At 47.4% G+C, this 18,607-nt stretch carries 11 protein-coding genes, 1 tRNA gene and 1 riboswitch; of the genes, 2 read left to right on the top strand and 10 right to left on the bottom strand.

Annotated elements, in window-relative coordinates; genetic code table 11:
- Window positions 1-42 precede the first annotated feature (42 nt).
- Complete coding sequence (uvrB, locus tag AC6R03_RS04145; RefSeq protein ID WP_487903397.1) at window positions 43-2,073, bottom strand: excinuclease ABC subunit UvrB; 2,031 nt, start codon at window positions 2,071-2,073, stop codon at window positions 43-45.
- A gap of 544 nt (window positions 2,074-2,617) precedes the next feature.
- Between uvrB and AC6R03_RS04140 the strand changes: the two genes are divergently transcribed.
- Window positions 2,618-2,693: transfer RNA gene (locus AC6R03_RS04140), tRNA-Asn, on the top strand.
- A 486-nt stretch (window positions 2,694-3,179) separates the two neighbouring features.
- Here the strand turns inward: AC6R03_RS04140 and AC6R03_RS04135 are convergent.
- Window positions 3,180-4,748 carry a polysaccharide lyase 6 family protein gene (locus AC6R03_RS04135; RefSeq protein ID WP_500632275.1) on the bottom strand — a complete coding sequence of 523 codons (1,569 nt, stop codon included), beginning with the start codon at window positions 4,746-4,748 and terminating at the stop codon, window positions 3,180-3,182.
- Between the two features lie 716 nt (window positions 4,749-5,464).
- Window positions 5,465-5,661: riboswitch (Lysine riboswitch) on the top strand.
- A gap of 87 nt (window positions 5,662-5,748) precedes the next feature.
- Here AC6R03_RS04135 and AC6R03_RS04130 point away from each other — a divergent pair.
- A complete protein-coding gene (locus AC6R03_RS04130) occupies window positions 5,749-6,381 on the top strand; it encodes a LysE family translocator (RefSeq protein ID WP_263837520.1) in 633 nt (210 codons plus the stop codon).
- 589 nt (window positions 6,382-6,970) lie between these two features.
- Here AC6R03_RS04130 and AC6R03_RS04125 read toward each other — a convergent pair.
- The 8 genes from AC6R03_RS04125 to AC6R03_RS04090 all read right to left on the bottom strand — a co-directional run bounded on the left by AC6R03_RS04125 (window position 6,971) and on the right by AC6R03_RS04090 (window position 18,561).
- Window positions 6,971-7,987 carry an IS110 family RNA-guided transposase gene (locus tag AC6R03_RS04125; RefSeq protein WP_334227813.1) on the bottom strand — a complete coding sequence of 339 codons (1,017 nt, stop codon included), beginning with the start codon at window positions 7,985-7,987 and terminating at the stop codon, window positions 6,971-6,973.
- Window positions 7,988-8,202: 215 nt separating this feature from the next.
- Window positions 8,203-9,717, bottom strand: coding sequence for an amidophosphoribosyltransferase (gene purF, locus AC6R03_RS04120; protein WP_500626012.1), 1,515 nt, complete (start codon window positions 9,715-9,717; stop codon window positions 8,203-8,205).
- A 35-nt stretch (window positions 9,718-9,752) separates the two neighbouring features.
- A complete protein-coding gene (locus AC6R03_RS04115; RefSeq protein ID WP_334552740.1) occupies window positions 9,753-10,244 on the bottom strand; it encodes a CvpA family protein in 492 nt (163 codons plus the stop codon).
- A 62-nt stretch (window positions 10,245-10,306) separates the two neighbouring features.
- Window positions 10,307-10,840 carry an SPOR domain-containing protein gene (locus tag AC6R03_RS04110; protein ID WP_500632276.1) on the bottom strand — a complete coding sequence of 178 codons (534 nt, stop codon included), beginning with the start codon at window positions 10,838-10,840 and terminating at the stop codon, window positions 10,307-10,309.
- On the bottom strand, window positions 10,841-12,106 hold the full coding sequence (folC, locus tag AC6R03_RS04105) for a bifunctional tetrahydrofolate synthase/dihydrofolate synthase (RefSeq protein WP_500632277.1): 1,266 nt from the start codon (window positions 12,104-12,106) through the stop codon (window positions 10,841-10,843).
- A 43-nt stretch (window positions 12,107-12,149) separates the two neighbouring features.
- A complete protein-coding gene (gene accD / locus AC6R03_RS04100) occupies window positions 12,150-13,076 on the bottom strand; it encodes an acetyl-CoA carboxylase, carboxyltransferase subunit beta (protein WP_500626009.1) in 927 nt (308 codons plus the stop codon).
- A gap of 174 nt (window positions 13,077-13,250) precedes the next feature.
- On the bottom strand, window positions 13,251-14,045 hold the full coding sequence (truA, locus tag AC6R03_RS04095) for a tRNA pseudouridine(38-40) synthase TruA (protein WP_500632278.1): 795 nt from the start codon (window positions 14,043-14,045) through the stop codon (window positions 13,251-13,253).
- Window positions 14,046-14,139: 94 nt separating this feature from the next.
- Entirely contained in the window at window positions 14,140-18,561 is a 4,422-nt protein-coding gene (locus tag AC6R03_RS04090) for a FimV/HubP family polar landmark protein (protein ID WP_500632279.1), read from the bottom strand.
- Window positions 18,562-18,607: the final 46 nt, after the last annotated feature.

Below are 18,607 nucleotides of genomic sequence, written 5' to 3'. Positions count from 1 at the left end.
GAACTGATTTCTGTTGGCTTTTTTTTGTCTTGTGATCTGGGATTAGCTGTTGGCAATAAATTGCTGCCTCAGCTTGTCAATTTGGTCACGCTTCTCAGCAGCAAGCTCAAATTCCAACTCTTGCGCATGACGATACATTTGCGCTTCGAGCTGACTGATCGCTTTCTCTAACTCTTGTGGGCTCATATTGCCATAGGATTGAGACAACTCGGCGACTTTGGACAAAGGCACGGCGTTTTGATTCTTCTGACGCTTCGACTTCGTGATATCACCTAGCTCCATAATATCTTTGATATTACGTTTTAATGCTTGTGGCTCTATGCCCATTTTCTCGTTGTAAGCTTGCTGTTTCTCGCGACGTCGATTCGTCTCGTCCATCGCTTTCTTCATCGACTTGGTGATGGTGTCCGCGTACAGAATCGCTCGACCCTCAATGTTTCGCGCCGCGCGGCCTATGGTCTGAATCAAGGAACGTTCTGAACGCAAGAAGCCTTCTTTATCGGCGTCTAAAATCGCTACGAGAGAGACCTCAGGCATATCGAGTCCTTCTCGCAACAAGTTAATACCCACTAGGACGTCAAACTCACCAAGTCTCAGATCGCGAATGATCTCGACCCGCTCCACCGTATCGATGTCTGAGTGTAAATAACGCACTTTGACGTCATGCTCGGTCAAGTACTCAGTGAGATCCTCCGCCATTCGCTTGGTCAGCGTCGTGACTAACACACGCTCATCTTTCGCCGCTCGAATACGAATTTCTGACAGTAGATCATCTACCTGAGTCGCCACGGGGCGCACTTCAAGTTGTGGGTCAAGCAAACCCGTCGGCCTAACGACCTGATCGGCGATCTCCCCATCCGATTTCTCTAGCTCATAATTACCTGGCGTCGCTGAAACAAAAATGGTTTGCGGTGCCAGTGATTCAAACTCTTCAAACTTCAACGGACGATTATCGAGCGCCGACGGCAGACGAAAACCAAACTCCACTAAGGTCTCTTTTCGTGAGCGATCCCCTTTGAACATCGCGCCGATTTGCGGAACTGTAACGTGCGATTCATCAATCACCAACAAGCCATCGTGCGGTAGATAGTCAAACAAGGTCGGCGGCGGCTCTCCCTCATTTCGACCACTGAGGTAGCGGGAGTAGTTTTCAATCCCCGAGCAAAAACCCAACTCGTTCATCATCTCTATATCAAACTGAGTACGCTGGGAGATCCTCTGCTCTTCAAGCAATTTGTTGTTTTCCAGCAACGTTTTTTTACGCCCTTCCAACTCTACCTTGATTTTTTCTATCGCATCTAAAATACGATCTCGAGGGGTAACGTAGTGCGTTTTTGGATAAATGGTAAATCGCGGTAGGTCTCGCTGTTTCACCACACCCGTGAGCGGGTCAAACACGCTGATGCAATCTATCTCATCATCAAACATCTCAATCCGAACCGCATCTTGATCCGATTCAGCCGGGAAGATGTCGATCACCTCTCCACGCACTCGAAATTGGCCGCGCTCGAACGCAACGTCGTTGCGGCTGTATTGCAATTCGGCCAAACGACGTAGGATGTCACGTTGGTCCATCACATCGCCGCGACGGATGTGCAACATCATTTGCAAATAGGATTCAGGATCGCCCAAACCATAGATCGCGGACACAGACGCGACGATGATGGCATCTTTACGCTCCAGTAGCGCTTTGGTGGCCGACAGGCGCATTTGCTCTATGTGCGAGTTAACCGAGGCGTCCTTTTCAATAAAGGTGTCGGTGGTAGGTACGTAGGCTTCAGGCTGATAGTAGTCGTAGTAAGAGACGAAATACTCAACAGCATTATTAGGGAAAAACGACTTCATCTCTCCGTACAGCTGCGCAGCCAGTGTTTTATTCGGTGCAAGTAGAATGGCTGGCCTTTGTGCTTGAGCAATCACATTAGCCAGTGTGAACGTCTTGCCAGAGCCCGTAACACCGAGCAGTGTTTGATGGGCAAGCCCTGCATCAAGGCCCTCGAGTAACTGCTTGATCGCGGTTGGCTGATCCCCTGATGGCTGATAGTCTGAGACCAGATCAAATACTTTATTCATACGCATGTACACCGTGAGACAATTTCGTCTATTTTGGCTGTATAGATATACAGACTCAATAGGCGAGAGAAAAATAAATTACCGATTTTTCTTATCTGTAGAATTTACTCTAGATCATCATATTCATTCCTGTTAATATTCCTCCCCCTAAAGGAAATCTACTCCTAAAATTCCTCTCTTTTACTCCACAGCTTACTCACATTTCAAGCTAATTTTTTACATTCTCTTTTTGTTATACACAGGCTAAGATCTCGCTGTTTCTCAGGCATTTTCTCGATTATCATCTGATAGAACAAGGTGTTGTAACCCAAACTCTTCACGTTACAAATTAGAGTAAAGGCATTAATTTTGACGGAAATTTTACTTGATCAGATCTCATACACACACTTATCCACAATTTTGGTGGATAAGTAAATAGAGCCCAAATGCCGCAAGGGCTACAGAAAAGTAAAGCTTTTTTTATGATTAATTTTTGCGTTTTTACGCAGAATGAAACTTGACAGATTTTCTGGTACTGCTAATATCCCGCTCGCTTTAGAGCAATTCCCCCTTAGTTCAGTTGGTAGAACGGCGGACTGTTAATCCGTATGTCGCAGGTTCGAGTCCCGCAGGGGGAGCCACATTCCTAAAAATGCCCAGCTTATACAGTTGGGCATTTTTATAGCTAGAGTTTTGTGAACGGTGGATATGTCACAGCCGGATGGCCGGCCCGTTCGAGTCCCGCAGGGGGAGCCACATTCCTAAAAATGCCCAGCTTATACAGTTGGGCATTTTTATAGCTAGAGTTTTGTGAACGGTGGATATGTCACAGCCGGATGGCCGGCCCGTTCGAGTCCCGCAGGGGGAGCCAAATTCAAGAAAGCCCAGCTTAAAATAAGTTGGGCTTTTTTACGTTCAGAGCTTTGTGAACGGTGGATATGTCACAGCCGGATGGCCGGCACGTTCGAGTCCCGCAGGGGGAGCCAAATTCAAAAAAGCCCAGCTTAGAAATAAGTTGGGCTTTTTTACGTTCAGATCTTTGTGAATGGTGAATATGTCACAGCCGGATGGCCGGCCCGTTCAGCGAATAGATGGCTGAACGAACCAGATTAAATTATTGAAATCGATTAGTTGATAACGATAGTTGAACCAACCATTTCTTCATTCAGTACGGTTAGGTTAGACGCACCTACTGTACCCACCGCTTTCAATAGACCTTGCTCGTCACGCTCCATTGCTGGTGCGTCTGTAGTAATACCCTCAGGCAATTGGTCTAAGCCTTCGATTTGACCATAGAAGATATTGTTCACAAACTTAGAACCAACCATCTGGAATTTTTCGCCTTCAAATTGTCGGAATGCGTTTGTACCATCTTCAGTTGCGATAGACAGGTTGTTTTCAAATAGCGTATTAACAGCTGGGAAGATTGTTTCAACACGTTCATCGTTGGTTAAGCTCACACGGTGAATTGCATTACTCGCAAAGATACCTTGTGTGTTGTTCACTAGCGTGTTGTTCTTAACCACAACGTCTTTTGGTGTCCACTGCTTTTGCAGTGTTTTACCGTCTGTTGAATCTTTACTTAGTACTTCGCCATTCGCTACATCGATGATGCCAGTGTTCAGTACAAGAGCGCCTCGGTAAGTGCCTTTACCTAACGTGCCTTCGATATAGTTGTTTTCAATAACGTGGTTTTCATCATAGATGCGGATACCGCCTGAGTTAGGCGTGTTACCCGGTAAGATCACGTTGTTTGTCACAACATTATTATGGCCATGACGCAAAGAAATCATCGAAGTACTGTTTTTGATTGTGTTGCCATCAAAAGTGATGCCGCTCGCTTTCACAGAGATAAGCTCGATCTCGCCAGAGCCGTTTTTACCGACATAACCACTGATATTGTCGAAGTAGTTATTGCGGATAATACTTTGTGAATCAAACAGTGAGTTGTGGCTGTCACCCACGCGGATCGCTTGTCTGTCGTTGCGGTTGGTTCTCACCATTTTCGGGTTAGAGTTTTCGATCAGCTCCATATCTAAAGCCGTCAGGTCTTTAAAGATGTTACCTTCGATCAGAGTTTTCTCTAACTTGTCTGATGTTGCCACAACAAGCATCGCGCCGCGCTTGTACTTACCTTCAAAAGTATTGTTGGTAATCTTGTTGTTTTCGCCGCCAACAGTGATCCAACGGATGTTAGGGTATTTTCCTTTCTCATCCGCTACGTATTCGTAATCGTTGAACTTGTAGATAACAGAGTTATTTAAGGTGTTGTTTTTACCAAAGATACCAAACACGCCCATGATGTTTGCATCATGACTTTCAGTGCTTAGCGTTGCGCCACCTTCAGTGAAGACTAAGCTCTCAATTAGGTTATTGTCACCCTTAATCAAGAACTGAGTTGAACCGTTAAAAATGGCAGTTCCAGGCTCTTGAGCGACAATCTTGACGTTGTTCGCAGATAACGTCACACGACCTAAATCGGCATAGCGACCTGGTTTGATGCTAATCACATCGCCATCTTGCGCGTTGTTGATGCTCTCGCGCAGCTCCAGCACCTCTTGTGCAGAAGCAACAGCAACACCTTGATCAACCATAACTGCTGTCGGTTGGGTAACTTGTTCTGTGCTTGCGTGGCTCGTTGTCGCGCTTGCGAATAGTAATGAACCTAAAATAAATGCAATTGGTGACTTTTTCATTGGTATCTCTTTCGTAGGGTATTTGAGTATGAGGGAAGGTTAGCAACACACAAGAGGGCGAGAAAACCGATTCGCCCTTGGAATGTGGTCTGAATCGCATCGGCTTTGTTAAACTGCGGACAAGTTCAAATAATTTAATAATACAAACAGATCGTACTATTTAATGGTTGTAAAGGGTCTTGGTTCAGTTCAATAGCTCTCTTAAATTTTATTTTAACTTATTGTTTTTAAACTCTTTTATCTGAGATTACCTTAACTCTTAGTAGAATTTTCAAACTAGAGCATATGAGAGACTTTGCAAATTAAGGATAATTTGTAATATTAGTGCACTTACAATAACGAAATATTGATCGGGATTTTGTGAAAGATACAGAGTATGAATGAGTTAGTAATTCTTTCTGCTAGCAGTGATCACACTGCTAGCTGCTTTGCTAATTTAGGTTATTACGGATAACTTTTCGTACCCCAAAACGTCAAAGACCACCGTTGTCAGTGATGGTCTGTCTGCGCGGAATTGGACATAATCTTCCACCTGCGATCTACATTGTTAGATTCTCTATATGCAGAATTCGCCACAAAGTATGCAGAATCTCGTTCGGCCCGAATTGATTTTCCCAGAGCTCCGTTGGGAGGTTTAAGCGACGCAAAAAATATTTGCAATCATTCTAGCTTATAGTTTATCTTCATTTGCAAAGCTGTATTGGCGAAAATCAGTGCAGCAATGTAGAGGCGCATTACCTATCAGTAGCTCAGTTTAGGTTGACAACCATTGACCCTGAGTGAAAGGAGTCAATGCCGAAGTGCCACGGGCGTCACCCCGTAGTGCTGGGGTTGTATCGAATAGGTACAGCACTGCCATAGTAAACTCGTTAGGATGACAAAAACACGTTTTCTATGGAGCGCTACAGATGGATGGTGAGCCAGTTTATATGTGTCCCCCCAAAGCTTTGCATCCTGCATCGCTGTTCTAGTAGCCTCCATAATATATATTGAGGTAAGAATGTCTGATTTTAACTTTTGGTTATTGTTTCTAACAACCGCTTTTGCTCTAAATGTCGCTCCGGGGCCTGATCTGCTGTACATCCTGACGAAGACAATTAGCAATGGAAAAAAGGTAGGCTTAGCATCGGCTATTGGTGTATGTACCGGAGCGCTTTTCCATGTGTTTGCTGCTTCCATTGGCTTATCTGCTATTTTAGTCTCTTCTGCACTAGCATTTAGCATTGTTAAGTATGTTGGTGCGGCTTATCTGATATATCTTGCTTATCAGTCATTTAGATCATCTGGATTTGAGTTAAATGCCGATGGCTCAAATCAGAGCAAAGAAACAGCATTTGAAGCATTTAAGCAAGGGGTACTAATCGACATTCTAAACCCTAAAGTAGCTATTTTCTTTATGGCGTTTCTACCACAGTTTGTTCGTGAAGACGCAGGCTCTGTATCATTCCAGTTGTTCTATCTCGGGTTACTTGTTATTGCGGTTGCTATCGTTGTGGAAGCTGCATATGTTCTTGCGGCAGACAAGATTTCTGAACGAGTTAGAAGCAGTAAAAAACTCAGCATCTGGTTAGATCGTGCTGTCGGAACAATGTTTGCTGGTCTGGGTGTAAAGTTAGCAGTATCAACAAACTAAAAATATCTACTCAAGGAGAATGAGCGTGTACCGCAATAGTGAATTAGACATTTACATGATGCGCGTTTCCTTCTAGTTCAGAGCAAACAGGCCACCGCTACAAACGGTGGCCTTTTACGTTTTTGGGTACGAAGGAGTTCCTGAAAGCAACACTATGGGATGCTACTCCAATAAACTTCTGTCCGGTTGTGAATTTGCATAACAACTCAGGTGATATTTTCTGGGTAAGGGCATCGTTTTTGATTGGAAATGGGAGATTCCGTGCAGCGCTGTTCTGGTGTCTGCCATAACTTCACGTATCGCAAACTCCGCAGCGTAACTCGTTGCTGAGTAATAGCACTAAGGCGGTTTGGGGCAGAATGTATGGTACGCCCCGTTTTGCAAGTGAAAAGTCAAAAAAACAGAGTTGGTTTGCGCTAATGTATTCAGAGTCTTTTTGAGACTTTCATTAGTCCCAGCTCTACGATGAGATCCGCGCCAGATTGTCCTCATAAATGAGAAAGCACTTTCAATGCTGTTCTGCCCCTCAGGTCTTCAATCTGGTGGTCTAACCGTTTTGTCATCTTGATTTATCATATGCAAATTTTGGTTATGCTTTTACTTCGAACGCTTTGTGAGAGTTCATAACTGACCATGCTATGCGAGCCAGTTTATTAGCCAATGCAACAACAGCAACGTTGAATGGTTTTCGACACTTCAAATCAATAAGCCATGACCCGAAGTAATGCTCCGCAGAGCTATCCCTCCACATGACAGCTCTAGCCGCATGGATAAATAATTCTCTCAGTTCTTTGTTTCCCCGCTTCGATATACCCAACAATCGCGACTTTCCTCCCGTTGTATATTGAAACGGTACTAACCCTATCCATGCTGCAAAGTTTCGCCCATTAGCAAAGTCTTTAGGGTCTCCGACGGAAGACAAGCAACACGAAGCTGTCATAGGCCCTATGCCTGGTATCGTTTGAAGTAAACTATATAACTCATTTTCTTTATTGAGTTCGACTAGTTTTTGGTCTTGAACAGCGATCTTTTCATTTAGTTGGTTGTAGTAGTCCAATTGGTCACGAAGTTCAAGAATGATCTGTGGTGGGACTATAGCTTTTCTATCTGCTAGCCACTGGAACAGCATTTTCATATTGGCATGCCCCCGAGGAAAGCTAATGCCAAACTCTAGTAAGATTGACCCGATTCTATTCATACAGGAGGTTCTTTCGCGAATATATCCTGTTCTGATTTTCCTAATAACGGTACTAATTTGAGCTTGTTCGCTTTTCGGAGAGACAAACCTCATATTAGGTCTCGTGGCAGCTTCGGCAATAGCATCAGCATCAATGAAATCGTTCTTGTGGCTCTTAACGTATGGCTTTACATACTGTGCAGGTATTAGCTTGACCTTATGAGCATATTCTTTGCATTTTCGAGCCAACCAGTGCGCACCACAGCAGGCTTCCATTGCTATGGTTGTAGATTCTAGCTGTGAGATAAAATGAATGAGCTTAGCTCGGGTTAATTTGTGTCGGAAAACTTCACGACCAGAGTAGTCGTGGCCAATTAGATGGAAAACAGACTTACCGAGATCTATACCAATAACTTTAATAGCTGACATGATGGCACCTCTAAATGTTCAACGACCATGCTAATTTTAGCGTAGGTGTGGGGCGTACCATCTAATTAATGAGATAACGCGTGTTCAGCTAATTACGGCTTTAAACCCAAAAAGTAATCGCACGTTATTGTCATCTGACAGCAGCCGGATGGCGCAATAAAAAATGGTCATCCGTTGGATGACCATTAAATACGTTTACGTAGAGGGCGTGGAGGTTACGCGCCTTCGTTATGCAACTCTAGGTTAGCAAGCTCTTGCTGAATCTCTCGTTGCGTTTTTGCATCATCGCTGCGCAAAGACTCAAGAAAGTCTAAGTACTGCTGATTGATGTCGCCGGTTACGTATTCACCGCTAAATACCGACGTTTCGAACTGAGAGATGTCTGTGTTGCCTAGGCCAACGGCGTCCGTAAGGTCTTCCAACGTCTGGAAAATGAGCTCATCGGCACCAATTTGCTTACAGATCGCTTCGTTGTCTCGGCCATGGGCGATAAGCTCATTGGCGCTTGGCATGTCAATGCCGTACACGTTCGGGAAGCGAATCTCTGGCGCAGCAGAGACCATGTACACTTTCTTCGCACCTGAATCGCGGGCCATTTCGATGATCTGCTCTGACGTAGTACCACGTACGATAGAATCATCAACCAACAAGACATTCTTGTCTTTAAACTCTGAACGAATCGCGTTGAGTTTACGACGTACTGACTTCTTACGCTGCTGCTGACCCGGCATGATGAACGTGCGGCCAACATAGCGGTTTTTCACAAAACCTTGGCGGTAAGGCTTTTCAATCGCTTGAGCGATTTGTAGGGCGATGTCACACGAGGTCTCTGGAATCGGGATAACCACATCAATGTCCAAATCAGCAAATTCGTCACGGATTCGGTCGCCCAGCTTCTTACCCATCTCTACGCGTGCGCTGTAAACCGAAATCTTATCGATAAAGGAGTCGGGACGTGCAAAGTAAACAAATTCGAAAATACATGGGTTGAGTCGAGGGTTGTCCGCACACTGCTTAGTATGCAGTTGACCATCAAACGTCGCATAGATTGCTTCACCTGGCGCGACATCGCGCATAAAGTCAAAACCGACGGCATCCAGTGCCACTGATTCAGAGGCAACCATGTACTCGGTGCGACCTTCAACCTCGCGTTTACCTAAACACAGTGGGCGAATGCCGTTAGGATCGCGGAACGCAATCATGCCGTGACCGATGATCATAGCCGTCACCGCGTAAGCACCACGAATCGCGCGATGCACGTTGGTGACAGCACGGAACACATCTTCAGAGGTAACGTTACCTTTGACAGTATCAATCTCATGAGCCAACACGTTAAGCAACACTTCTGAATCAGAGGTGGTGTTGATGTGACGACGGTCTTTCTCGAACAACTTTTCGCGAATTTCGTGTGCGTTTGTGAGGTTACCGTTGTGAGCCAGTGTGATACCAAATGGTGAGTTCACGTAGAAAGGTTGCGCTTCAGACGCGCTTGAGCTTCCTGCTGTTGGGTAGCGAACATGGCCGATACCCACTGTACCTTGAAGTCTTTGCATGTGTTTGGCTTCAAACACATCCTTTACTAAACCGTTCGCCTTTCTAAGACGAAAACGATTGCTATCTATGGTACAAATACCCGCGGCATCTTGGCCACGATGCTGCAATACCGTCAATGCGTCATAGATAGACTGGTTTACAGGCGTTGTGCCCACGATTCCAACAATACCACACATGTCTTAACCCTCGATTTTCGACAATGGCTGGAGCGCTATAGCGCCCCAGATAAGAAACTAGATGTTGCTTGTAGGTGTTCAAAAAAAGGTGCGATGATGCGGCTGAATTCCGGTACCAACTGCGACCCTTTCCACCACTGTGAGTCTGGAAACGACGTAAACGCATCCATGAAGAATAGTGCCGCTGACACTATAAGAACACCTCGTAAACCGCCAAACACGATACCAAGGACTCTATCCGTTCCAGACAAACCTGTCTTCTGCACTAATTGAGCAATCACATAATTGACGATAGCACCGACAATCAGAGTTGCAATAAACAGAGCAGCGATCGCGGATCCGTTTCGGATCATGTCATCTTCGATATTGGTGAAATACATCGCCAATTTCGCGTAGTACTGACTGGCAATAAAAAAGGCGCCAAACCAGATAACAAGAGACAGCGCTTCTTTCGCGAAGCCACGAATTAAACTGATCAGCGCTGAGAGGCCGATCACACTTAAAATGACAATATCTAACCAGTTCATGTTGTTCTACATCTTAAGTTGGCGCGCATTTTAACAGAAAAAACGCTGACGCAAACGTTTTCTTATGGATTTAGTGGTTTAAATTTAAGCAATCGACCTTTTGAGCCAGTGATCTTTTCCAGTTCAATCACTTGGTGTTCGAGTTTACTCTTCGACACATCAGGACCAATAATTACTCGGGTAAAACCATTCTCTAATTTGGTGTGTGCTTGGTATCCGCGCTTTTGCAAATCATCCACGACGCTCTGCGCATTCTCTGCGTTTTTTAACGCCATCAGTTGGATGATCCATGCACTGTCTTGATACTCATTGCGTTCAGGGATGGCTTTAACGATCACCTCGAGTGGCGCCTCTTCTGCACTCTCCTCTTGAGTGACGACCGCGACAGGCGTATCGGGCAGCGCTTTCGAGTCATCCACCGGCTCGAGAATCTCAAACGATTCCAGATCGCTTTCAAGCTCCGGTTTTAGCGGAATACTGGCGATCTCTTCCTGATAGTGGCTTTTCTTGCCATCGAGCACATCGGGCAATACGATGACGCCAATCGCCACTAAGATGATGGTACCGACTAAGCGGTTTTGAAATTTGCTCGCCATTTAATCTCCTTGTGTTTGCCAATGCGCCAACACTTCCCCAACGGTATGAAATGAGCCAACAACCAGTATCACATCGTCTTGGCCCGCCTTTGTCATCGCGGCTTCAAAAGCCAGCACCGGAGAATCAAAGGTTTGAGTCGCGGCTGGTAAATGACTTGCCAGTTCATTAGCGTGCGCGGCGCGAGGGCCATGCAGTGAAGCTGGATACCAATGCGAAGAAAGCTCGCTCAAGATAGCCAGCGTCGCCTTGATGTCTTTATCATGCAGCATGCCCACCACAGTATGAATCACACGTTTTGGGTATTGCTTTGCTACACGTTCAACCAAGTATTGCGCTGAATGTGGATTGTGCGCGACATCCAAAAGTATCACTGGCGAAGTGTGCAGAATTTGCATGCGCCCTGGCAAGGTGGCGTTTTCAAGGCCGTTGACGATATTGATATCTGTGATATCCAGATTGGCGTTTGCCAGCGCCGTTAAGGCCGTCGCCGCGTTCTGCAGTGGCAGTCCGGGAATGGGTAGCTCGTTTAATTCAAAAGTGCCAAGTTGCCAGCGCCATTGTGTCTCTGATTGTTGCTCATAGTGGTATTGAATCCCCACTTGAAAGAGCTCAGCCTGAATATCATCGGCGTGTGCTGCCACGGTTGATGGCGCTTTCGGCTGACCGCAAATCGCTGGTTTGCCTGCGCGAAAGATGCCGGCTTTCTCAAAACCAATCACGTTAATGTCATCGCCCAGCCAATCGACGTGGTCGATGGCTAAACTGGTAATCACGGATACGTCATGATCGACGACATTAGTGGCGTCTAAACGCCCGCCCAAACCGACCTCAAGCAAGACAACATCCACTTGCTCGGTTTGAAACAGGCGTAACGCCGCAAGCGTGCCAAACTCAAAAAAGCTTAAGCTGATATCCCCGCGCTGCTGTTCAATGAAATCGAAGGCTTGGCAATGCTTCTCGTCGGCTAAATCGACGCCATTGACGCGCACGCGCTCGTTGTATCGAATTAAATGAGGAGAAGAGTAGACACCGACTTTATACCCTGCGTCGAGCAAAATCGCTTCCATCAAAGCGCAGGTAGAACCTTTGCCGTTGGTACCAGCAACGGTAATGACTGTCGGAGCGGGTTTGGTTAAGTTGGCTTGTTGTGCGACGGCTTGGACTCGGTCTAGCCCGAGATCGATCGCTGAGGTGTGAATGTTGGCTAAATAATCAAGCCACATCGTAAGAGGGGATGTGGCTTGTGGAATTTGGGTTTGACTCATCTAACTGAAACCATAAATTGTGGTGGTTTGTTAGTGTGTTACTTTACCCTTTTTCGTCCGCTTCTGGTACTTCATATGCAGGTTCATTTGGCGCATCATTCACAGAAACCACCAGTGGCGACGGTTGATTGGTCATTTTGGCCAACAAACTGCCGATGCGTTGACGCATTTCACGGCGATCAACAATCATATCGATAGCCCCGTGTTCCAATAGGAACTCACTGCGCTGGAAGCCTTCTGGAAGATCTTCACGAACGGTTTGTTCAATCACACGGCGACCAGCAAAACCAATCAGTGCTTTGGGTTCACCGATATTGATATCGCCTAGCATCGCTAAGCTCGCCGATACACCGCCCATGGTTGGGTCCGTCATCACTGAGATGAACGGCAATCCTTTTTGCGATAGTCGCTCTAACGCTGCACTGGTTTTTGCCATCTGCATCAGAGACATTAGCGCCTCTTGCATTCGCGCACCACCACTGGCCGAGAAACAAACTAAACCACAGTTGTTTTCCATCGCCGCTTCAACCGCACGTACGAAACGAGCGCCAACGACTGAACCCATCGAGCCACCCATAAAGGAGAACTCAAACGCACACGCAACCACAGGTAGACCCAGCAACTCGCCTTGCATAACGATGAGCGCGTCTTTTTCACCACTGCTCTTTTGCGCAGCAGAAATACGGTCTTTGTATTTCTTCGAATCGCGGAACTTGAGCTTATCTTGTGGCTCAAGCTCAGTGGCTAACTCAGTACGATTGCCTTCATCCAAAAATGTTTCAAGACGACGACGCGACGACATGCGCATGTGGTGATCACATTTAGGACAAACTTCTAGATTTCGCTCTAGTTCAGCGTGATAAAGCACTTGTTCACACGATGTACATTTGGTCCATACCCCTTCAGGGATTGACGCTTTTCTCGATGTGCCGATATTGCTCTTTTCTAAAATCTTTTCAAGCCAACTCATGGAAGACCTTTTCTCTCTCGATCCCCGTTCAATACAGGGATTCAAATTCTGAATTTACGCGTGAGGATTAAAGCATATTAAATGCCAAGTGTAGACAAAAAACTGGTTGTACCTATTTTCTGGCTCTCTGTCTCACGCCCTAACGTCCTGATTGATTCGACAATTTATCACGAATTAGTTCAGATTGTCTGGCAAAAACAGAGGTCCGATCGGTACGCGTGGCAACTGATACTCATCCGGATAATCCACATCCACCAAGTATAATCCTTCTGCTTTCGCTGTGGCGCCCGCCAATTTTCTGTCTTTCACGCCAAGCAACCACTCTATCCACTCGGGCTTTTGTTCCCCACGTCCCACGCAGATAAGGCTGCCGGTAATGTTACGTACCATATGATGCACAAAGGCATTGGCCTTAATATCAATCACGACATATTGCCCGTGACGAGACACATGCAGGTGCATCACATTGCGCCAAGGGCTACGAGATTGGCATTGCACCGCTCGAAATGAGGTAAAGTCGTTTTCGCCGAGCAAATACTGCCCAGCTTGGTGCATCAATGCTTCATCCAGTTCACCGTGGTAGTGGCTCACGCCTGACGAGAGGATCCCGGGTCTGAGAGGGCTATTGAAGATAATATAGCGGTAGCGTCGCGCGGTCGCAGAGAAACGAGCATGAAACGACTCCGGTACCTCTTTCGCCCAGCGAACACAGACATCCGATGGCAAATTGGCGTTCACGCCCATAGTCCACGCCACCATTTTTCTTTCTGCCGTGGTATCAAAGTGAACCACTTGGCCTGTGCCATGTACGCCTGCATCTGTCCTGCCAGCACATTGCACTTCAACGGGGTGATTGGCGACAACACTCAACGCTTTCTCGAGCGCTTCCTGAACACTTTTCACCTCTTTTTGGCGTTGCCAGCCATAGTATTGAGTACCGTTATATTCGATGCCTAACGCTATTCTCATCTGCAGAATCTCTTTAAAAATGGGCCGGGCAGTATACCTTTAATAGGGATAAAAAATAAGAGGGCCGCAGCCCTCTTACCTCACTCTAACTCGCCTATCCGCGGTTGATTTTGTCAATCAGACGTTTGGCTTCTCGACGAATCTCGTCACTGCCATCAACAATCGCCTCTTCGAGCAGTTTGATGGCCCCTTGCGCGTCATTCATCTCAACGTAAATCTTGGCGAGATCAAGTTTTCCTGCCGCCTCTGCGTTTGAATCGACATCAATCTCATCACCAATGTCACCGATCACATCAGGGAAATCATTCAGGCCAACATCCAACTTAAGCTCGTCATCCAACTCTTGCTGCTCTTCTATCTCCACTTCTGCCATCAGTTCATCAATGGTTCTAAACTGATTTTGCTGTGGGCTGAAATCGTCGGCGCTGTCTTGAATGCTCCAATCTTCATCGCTGACCTCAGGTTGCTCTAAAGCATTATCTTGATCCCAAACCCCACGCTCTTCTTCAGGAATGTCATCCGAAATCTGTGCCTGCTGCTCGGGAGAGAGCGTAAAGCCGTTCCAATCTTCGCCGCCCATCTCGAGCATAGCGTCAATATCCATACCGGCACTGTCAGACGTTGTGGCATCGATCGGGCTGTCAAATGAGAAGCTAGGTGTGGCATCCTCGCTGTCTGCAAGCAACTCATCAAACGCCTGCTCATCAAACTCTTGTGCGGCCATTGCCTCAGCGACGTCGATATCAGCGCGGCGTTCGGAAGGAATTTCCGACAGTTCAGGCGTCTCCAAATCGTCTAAATTGAAATTGACCTCATCGGCACTCTCTGCGTCCCCATCTGTGGTCGGCATGTCAGCCAGCGCTTCGTCTTCACCATATTCAGGCAATTCCAGCTCATCAAACTCGGTCAGTTCCTGCCCAACAGGCTCGCCTTGGTCATCAGACATCGGCTCTGAAGCCATATCTGCCAGTGCGTCATCCTCATTATATTCAGGCAGCTCAAGCTCATCGGTATCGACTGATTCCGTCGCTTGCTCCTCTTGAGGAGAGTCTGCACTCGACGCTAGCGCCTTCTCTTCAAGATCAATGAATGGCTCATCGCCCAAATCCGCCAGAGCATCGTCTTCGTTGTATTCGGGAAGCTCGAGATCATCGAAGTCGAAAGGCTCATCGTCACTGACTGATTGCTCTGGCTCTGGTATGGCAGGCTCGTTGGCCATATCCGCAAGTGCGTCTTCTTCACTGTATTCTGGAAGCTCTAAATCATCAAAATCAAGAGTCTCATCGTCACTCACTGATCTCTCTGGCTCTGGTTCGGCAGGCTCGTTGGCCATATCCGCAAGCGCATCGTCTTCACTGTATTCTGGAAGCTCTAAATCATCAAAATCGTGAGTCTCATCGTCACTGACTGATTTCTCTGGCTCTGATGTTGCAGGCTCATTGGCCACATCCGCGAGGTCATCTTCTTCAGTACGTTCTGGAAGTTCCAAATCATCGACGTCAGAGATATCACTGACAGATTGCGACAGTGGATCTGCACTGTCCAATGTATCCGCATCAGTTTGTATCTCTGGTGTTGGGTCTCCCACCAGCCAATCTTCATCTTGCGGAACACCAAACTCATTCGCAGCGACTTCAGGGGCTGATGATGGCGCAAGCTCCAGCTCGTCTGATGATTCCTTCTCATCCGATTCCGGTGCTTCTACCGCTTCACTCTCCTGTGTGTTAGAAGCTGGTTGATCACTGTCCTGGTCCCATCCAGCATCAACGGCAGGTGTACTCTCATCCTCTACAGGTTGTGTTGGTTCTGGCTCAGTCGCTAACTCTTCCTTAACCTGACTCTCTTCTAATGGGCTCTCTTCAACGTGTAGCTGCTCAACCTCTTCAATGGCGGACGTCAGCCAATCATCATCGTCAGCATCATCACTTTGGTCATCATCACTCAGCGTAGCTGGCTCTGCTGGCGTTTCCTCACTGCCGCTTTGCGGCAGCAACTCGTCACTATCGAGCGGCGTCTCTGAGTCATAATCAGGATTTTCCACTTCGTCGATAGCGGCGCTTAACCAGTCGTCTTCATCTTCTTCTGGCTCTGGCTCTGGCTCTGGCTCTGGCTCTGGCTCTGGCTCTGGCTCTGGCTCTGGCTCTGGCTCTGGCTCTGCAGGGATGAGTTCAGACTCGTCCTGCTCGTCAAGCGCTAACGTAGATAAATCAGGGTCTTGTTCTTGTGCGTCGAGCAATGGGTCACCTTGCGGGGCAACACTCATCATATCGTCGATGAACTCTTCGCTAGAAAAACCTTTCTCTGGTTCTGGTTCTGGTTCTGGTTCTGGTTCTGGTTCTGGTTCTGGTTCTGGTTCTGGTTCTGGTTCTGGTAAAGCCTGTTCCTCTGCTTGCGCTTGGTCAAGCAAGGTATCGACATCTTCACTCACGCTAGGCGACACGTCGTCAGCAATGGCTTCTAGGCTCTCTTCACTACTCTGCTCAATATCAAGCAGCTCTTCGAACAAATCAGTGGCGTCATCGTTGAGATCCTCTTCGCCATCTTGCCCTACCAGTTCATCGAGCAGATCCGTGCCGGCATCAAGAGGGGCATTTAACTCATCGGTACCAATCAGCTCATCGAGTTCACTATCGAGTAGAGATTGTGAATCCTCAAACGGGTCCTCTTCATCGACCTCCAGCAACTCGTCGAGTAACTCGGTGCTCTCAGGCTCAACGCTCTCCTCAATATCAGCGCCAATCAAGTCGTCGAAGTCATCCTCTTCGTCATCATCGAGCTGGAAGTCTGACTCTAGCATTTCGTCAAGCAGAGCGGCGTCATCGACCGAGTTAGACTCGAGTTCCTCTAAGTTAGCTTGCGCCTCCGCTTCTGCGAACAGCGCATCAATATCATCATCGGATGCAATTGAGGTTTGTGTCAGTTCGTCATCGGCCTCATCACTCAAGTCAAACGCATTTTCCGCTTCATCAAGCAACTCATCGAAGTCAACATCGCCTTCATCACTCTCTTTGTTCTGCTCAAACAAGTCATCCAACATGGATTGATCGAGCTCGCTACTTTCTAGCGAGTCGTCATCGCTGTCACCGGCGAGCAACGAGTCAATGTCATCTTGACTAAAGTCACCCCCATCCGAGAGGTCGAAACTGTCATCTTCATCGTCGTCCATCACGACATCATCAAGCGCACGTTCCATCTCTTCCAAGCTGAGCGCTTTATCGTCCCCTTTGACGCTGATACCGTTGGCACTGTCCACTTCATCGGCAAGGGTTTCATCCAGATCGCCGTCATCGCCGATACCGGCGAATGGGTCCTCACCCTCTTCGCCCTCGAGGTTGAAGTCTAAATCGCTGTCATCAAGGTCGGCAAACACATCCGCTTCATCACTTTGCTCTTCCGACTCATCGGAGAACAGCGCTTCACCGTCATCTGACTCGCCAAACAAGTCATCATCAAGCAACAGATCATCACCAATATCTTCATTGAGGGTATCGGGGACAACAGGTGCAACCGTTGGTGTCGCTTCCGGTGTCGTTTCTGCTTGAGGCTCCGATTTAGAACGGCGCCCGAGTAACAACACGACCAACAAACCAATGATCAAACCTGGAACCACCGCCATTGCAGCCACTGCCCAAGTGTTCGATAGCAACTTATCCCATTGGCTTGGCGCCATTTTTTGCTCTTCCGCCAGCTTGAGACGTTCGGCTTCCAGCAGTTTTTCAACTTCGTTGCGAATGCGAGATTCATCGCCCAACGAGTCTTTGAGTACGTCCACTTCCGACTGAACCTGTGCAAGCATCAGGCGCAATTTGTGGTTTTTCTCCTCCAACGCCATCAACTCTGTTTCGGAGGTTTTGAGCTGATTTTCCAGCGTCGAGACTTCACCTTGGCGCTCTTGATTGGCCATCTCTTGAAGATCGCTGATTTGTGAGGCACTGTCTTGTGGGCGAGTTTCAGGCGTACTCGGCACATCTTGCGCCGGTTTGTCTATCATGTCAGGCGTTGTAGACTCAACGACCGGAGCTTCGACTGGCGCCGTGACCGAAGGGGTTGCCCGTTGAGGCTGAGGCGCTGGGGCGACGGGTTGAGTCGGAGTTAAGCGCGCTTGATGCGCCGTCATCACATTGACCGCTTGTTCAGTGGTGGCACTCTGGATTTGCGCTAATGAAGGGATACGAAGATTGCTGCCTGGGATCAGTTCATGGATATTTTGGTTGTCGAAAGCTTGGGGATTGATCTGATAAATAGCGTAGAGGGTTTGCTGCACAGAGACTTGATTAGAGGGTCTCAGTTGCGAAGCGATGCTCCATAAGGTCTCTTGTTCGCCAGTCGGTCCGTAGAAGCGTGACGGTTCATTCGCTAGTCCAGAGCGACGCGCAAGCGGCTGTGCAAACTGTGGAGAAGACTGAATTTCGCCATTTGGACCCTTTAGGCGAATGCTTTCTGCACTAACGATGGATGTCTGAGTCACGGCCACCAATGCCAAGGGCAAAAGCAGGCGCTTAAAAATATGAAGCATAAAAGGCTCAGCTATGTGCTTAATAGTTTGAAAACGTTGATCTGTT

Source organism: Vibrio sp. R10-SG-ISO4 (genome assembly GCF_059834135.1).
This window is presented reverse-complemented; position numbering and strand designations above follow the sequence as displayed.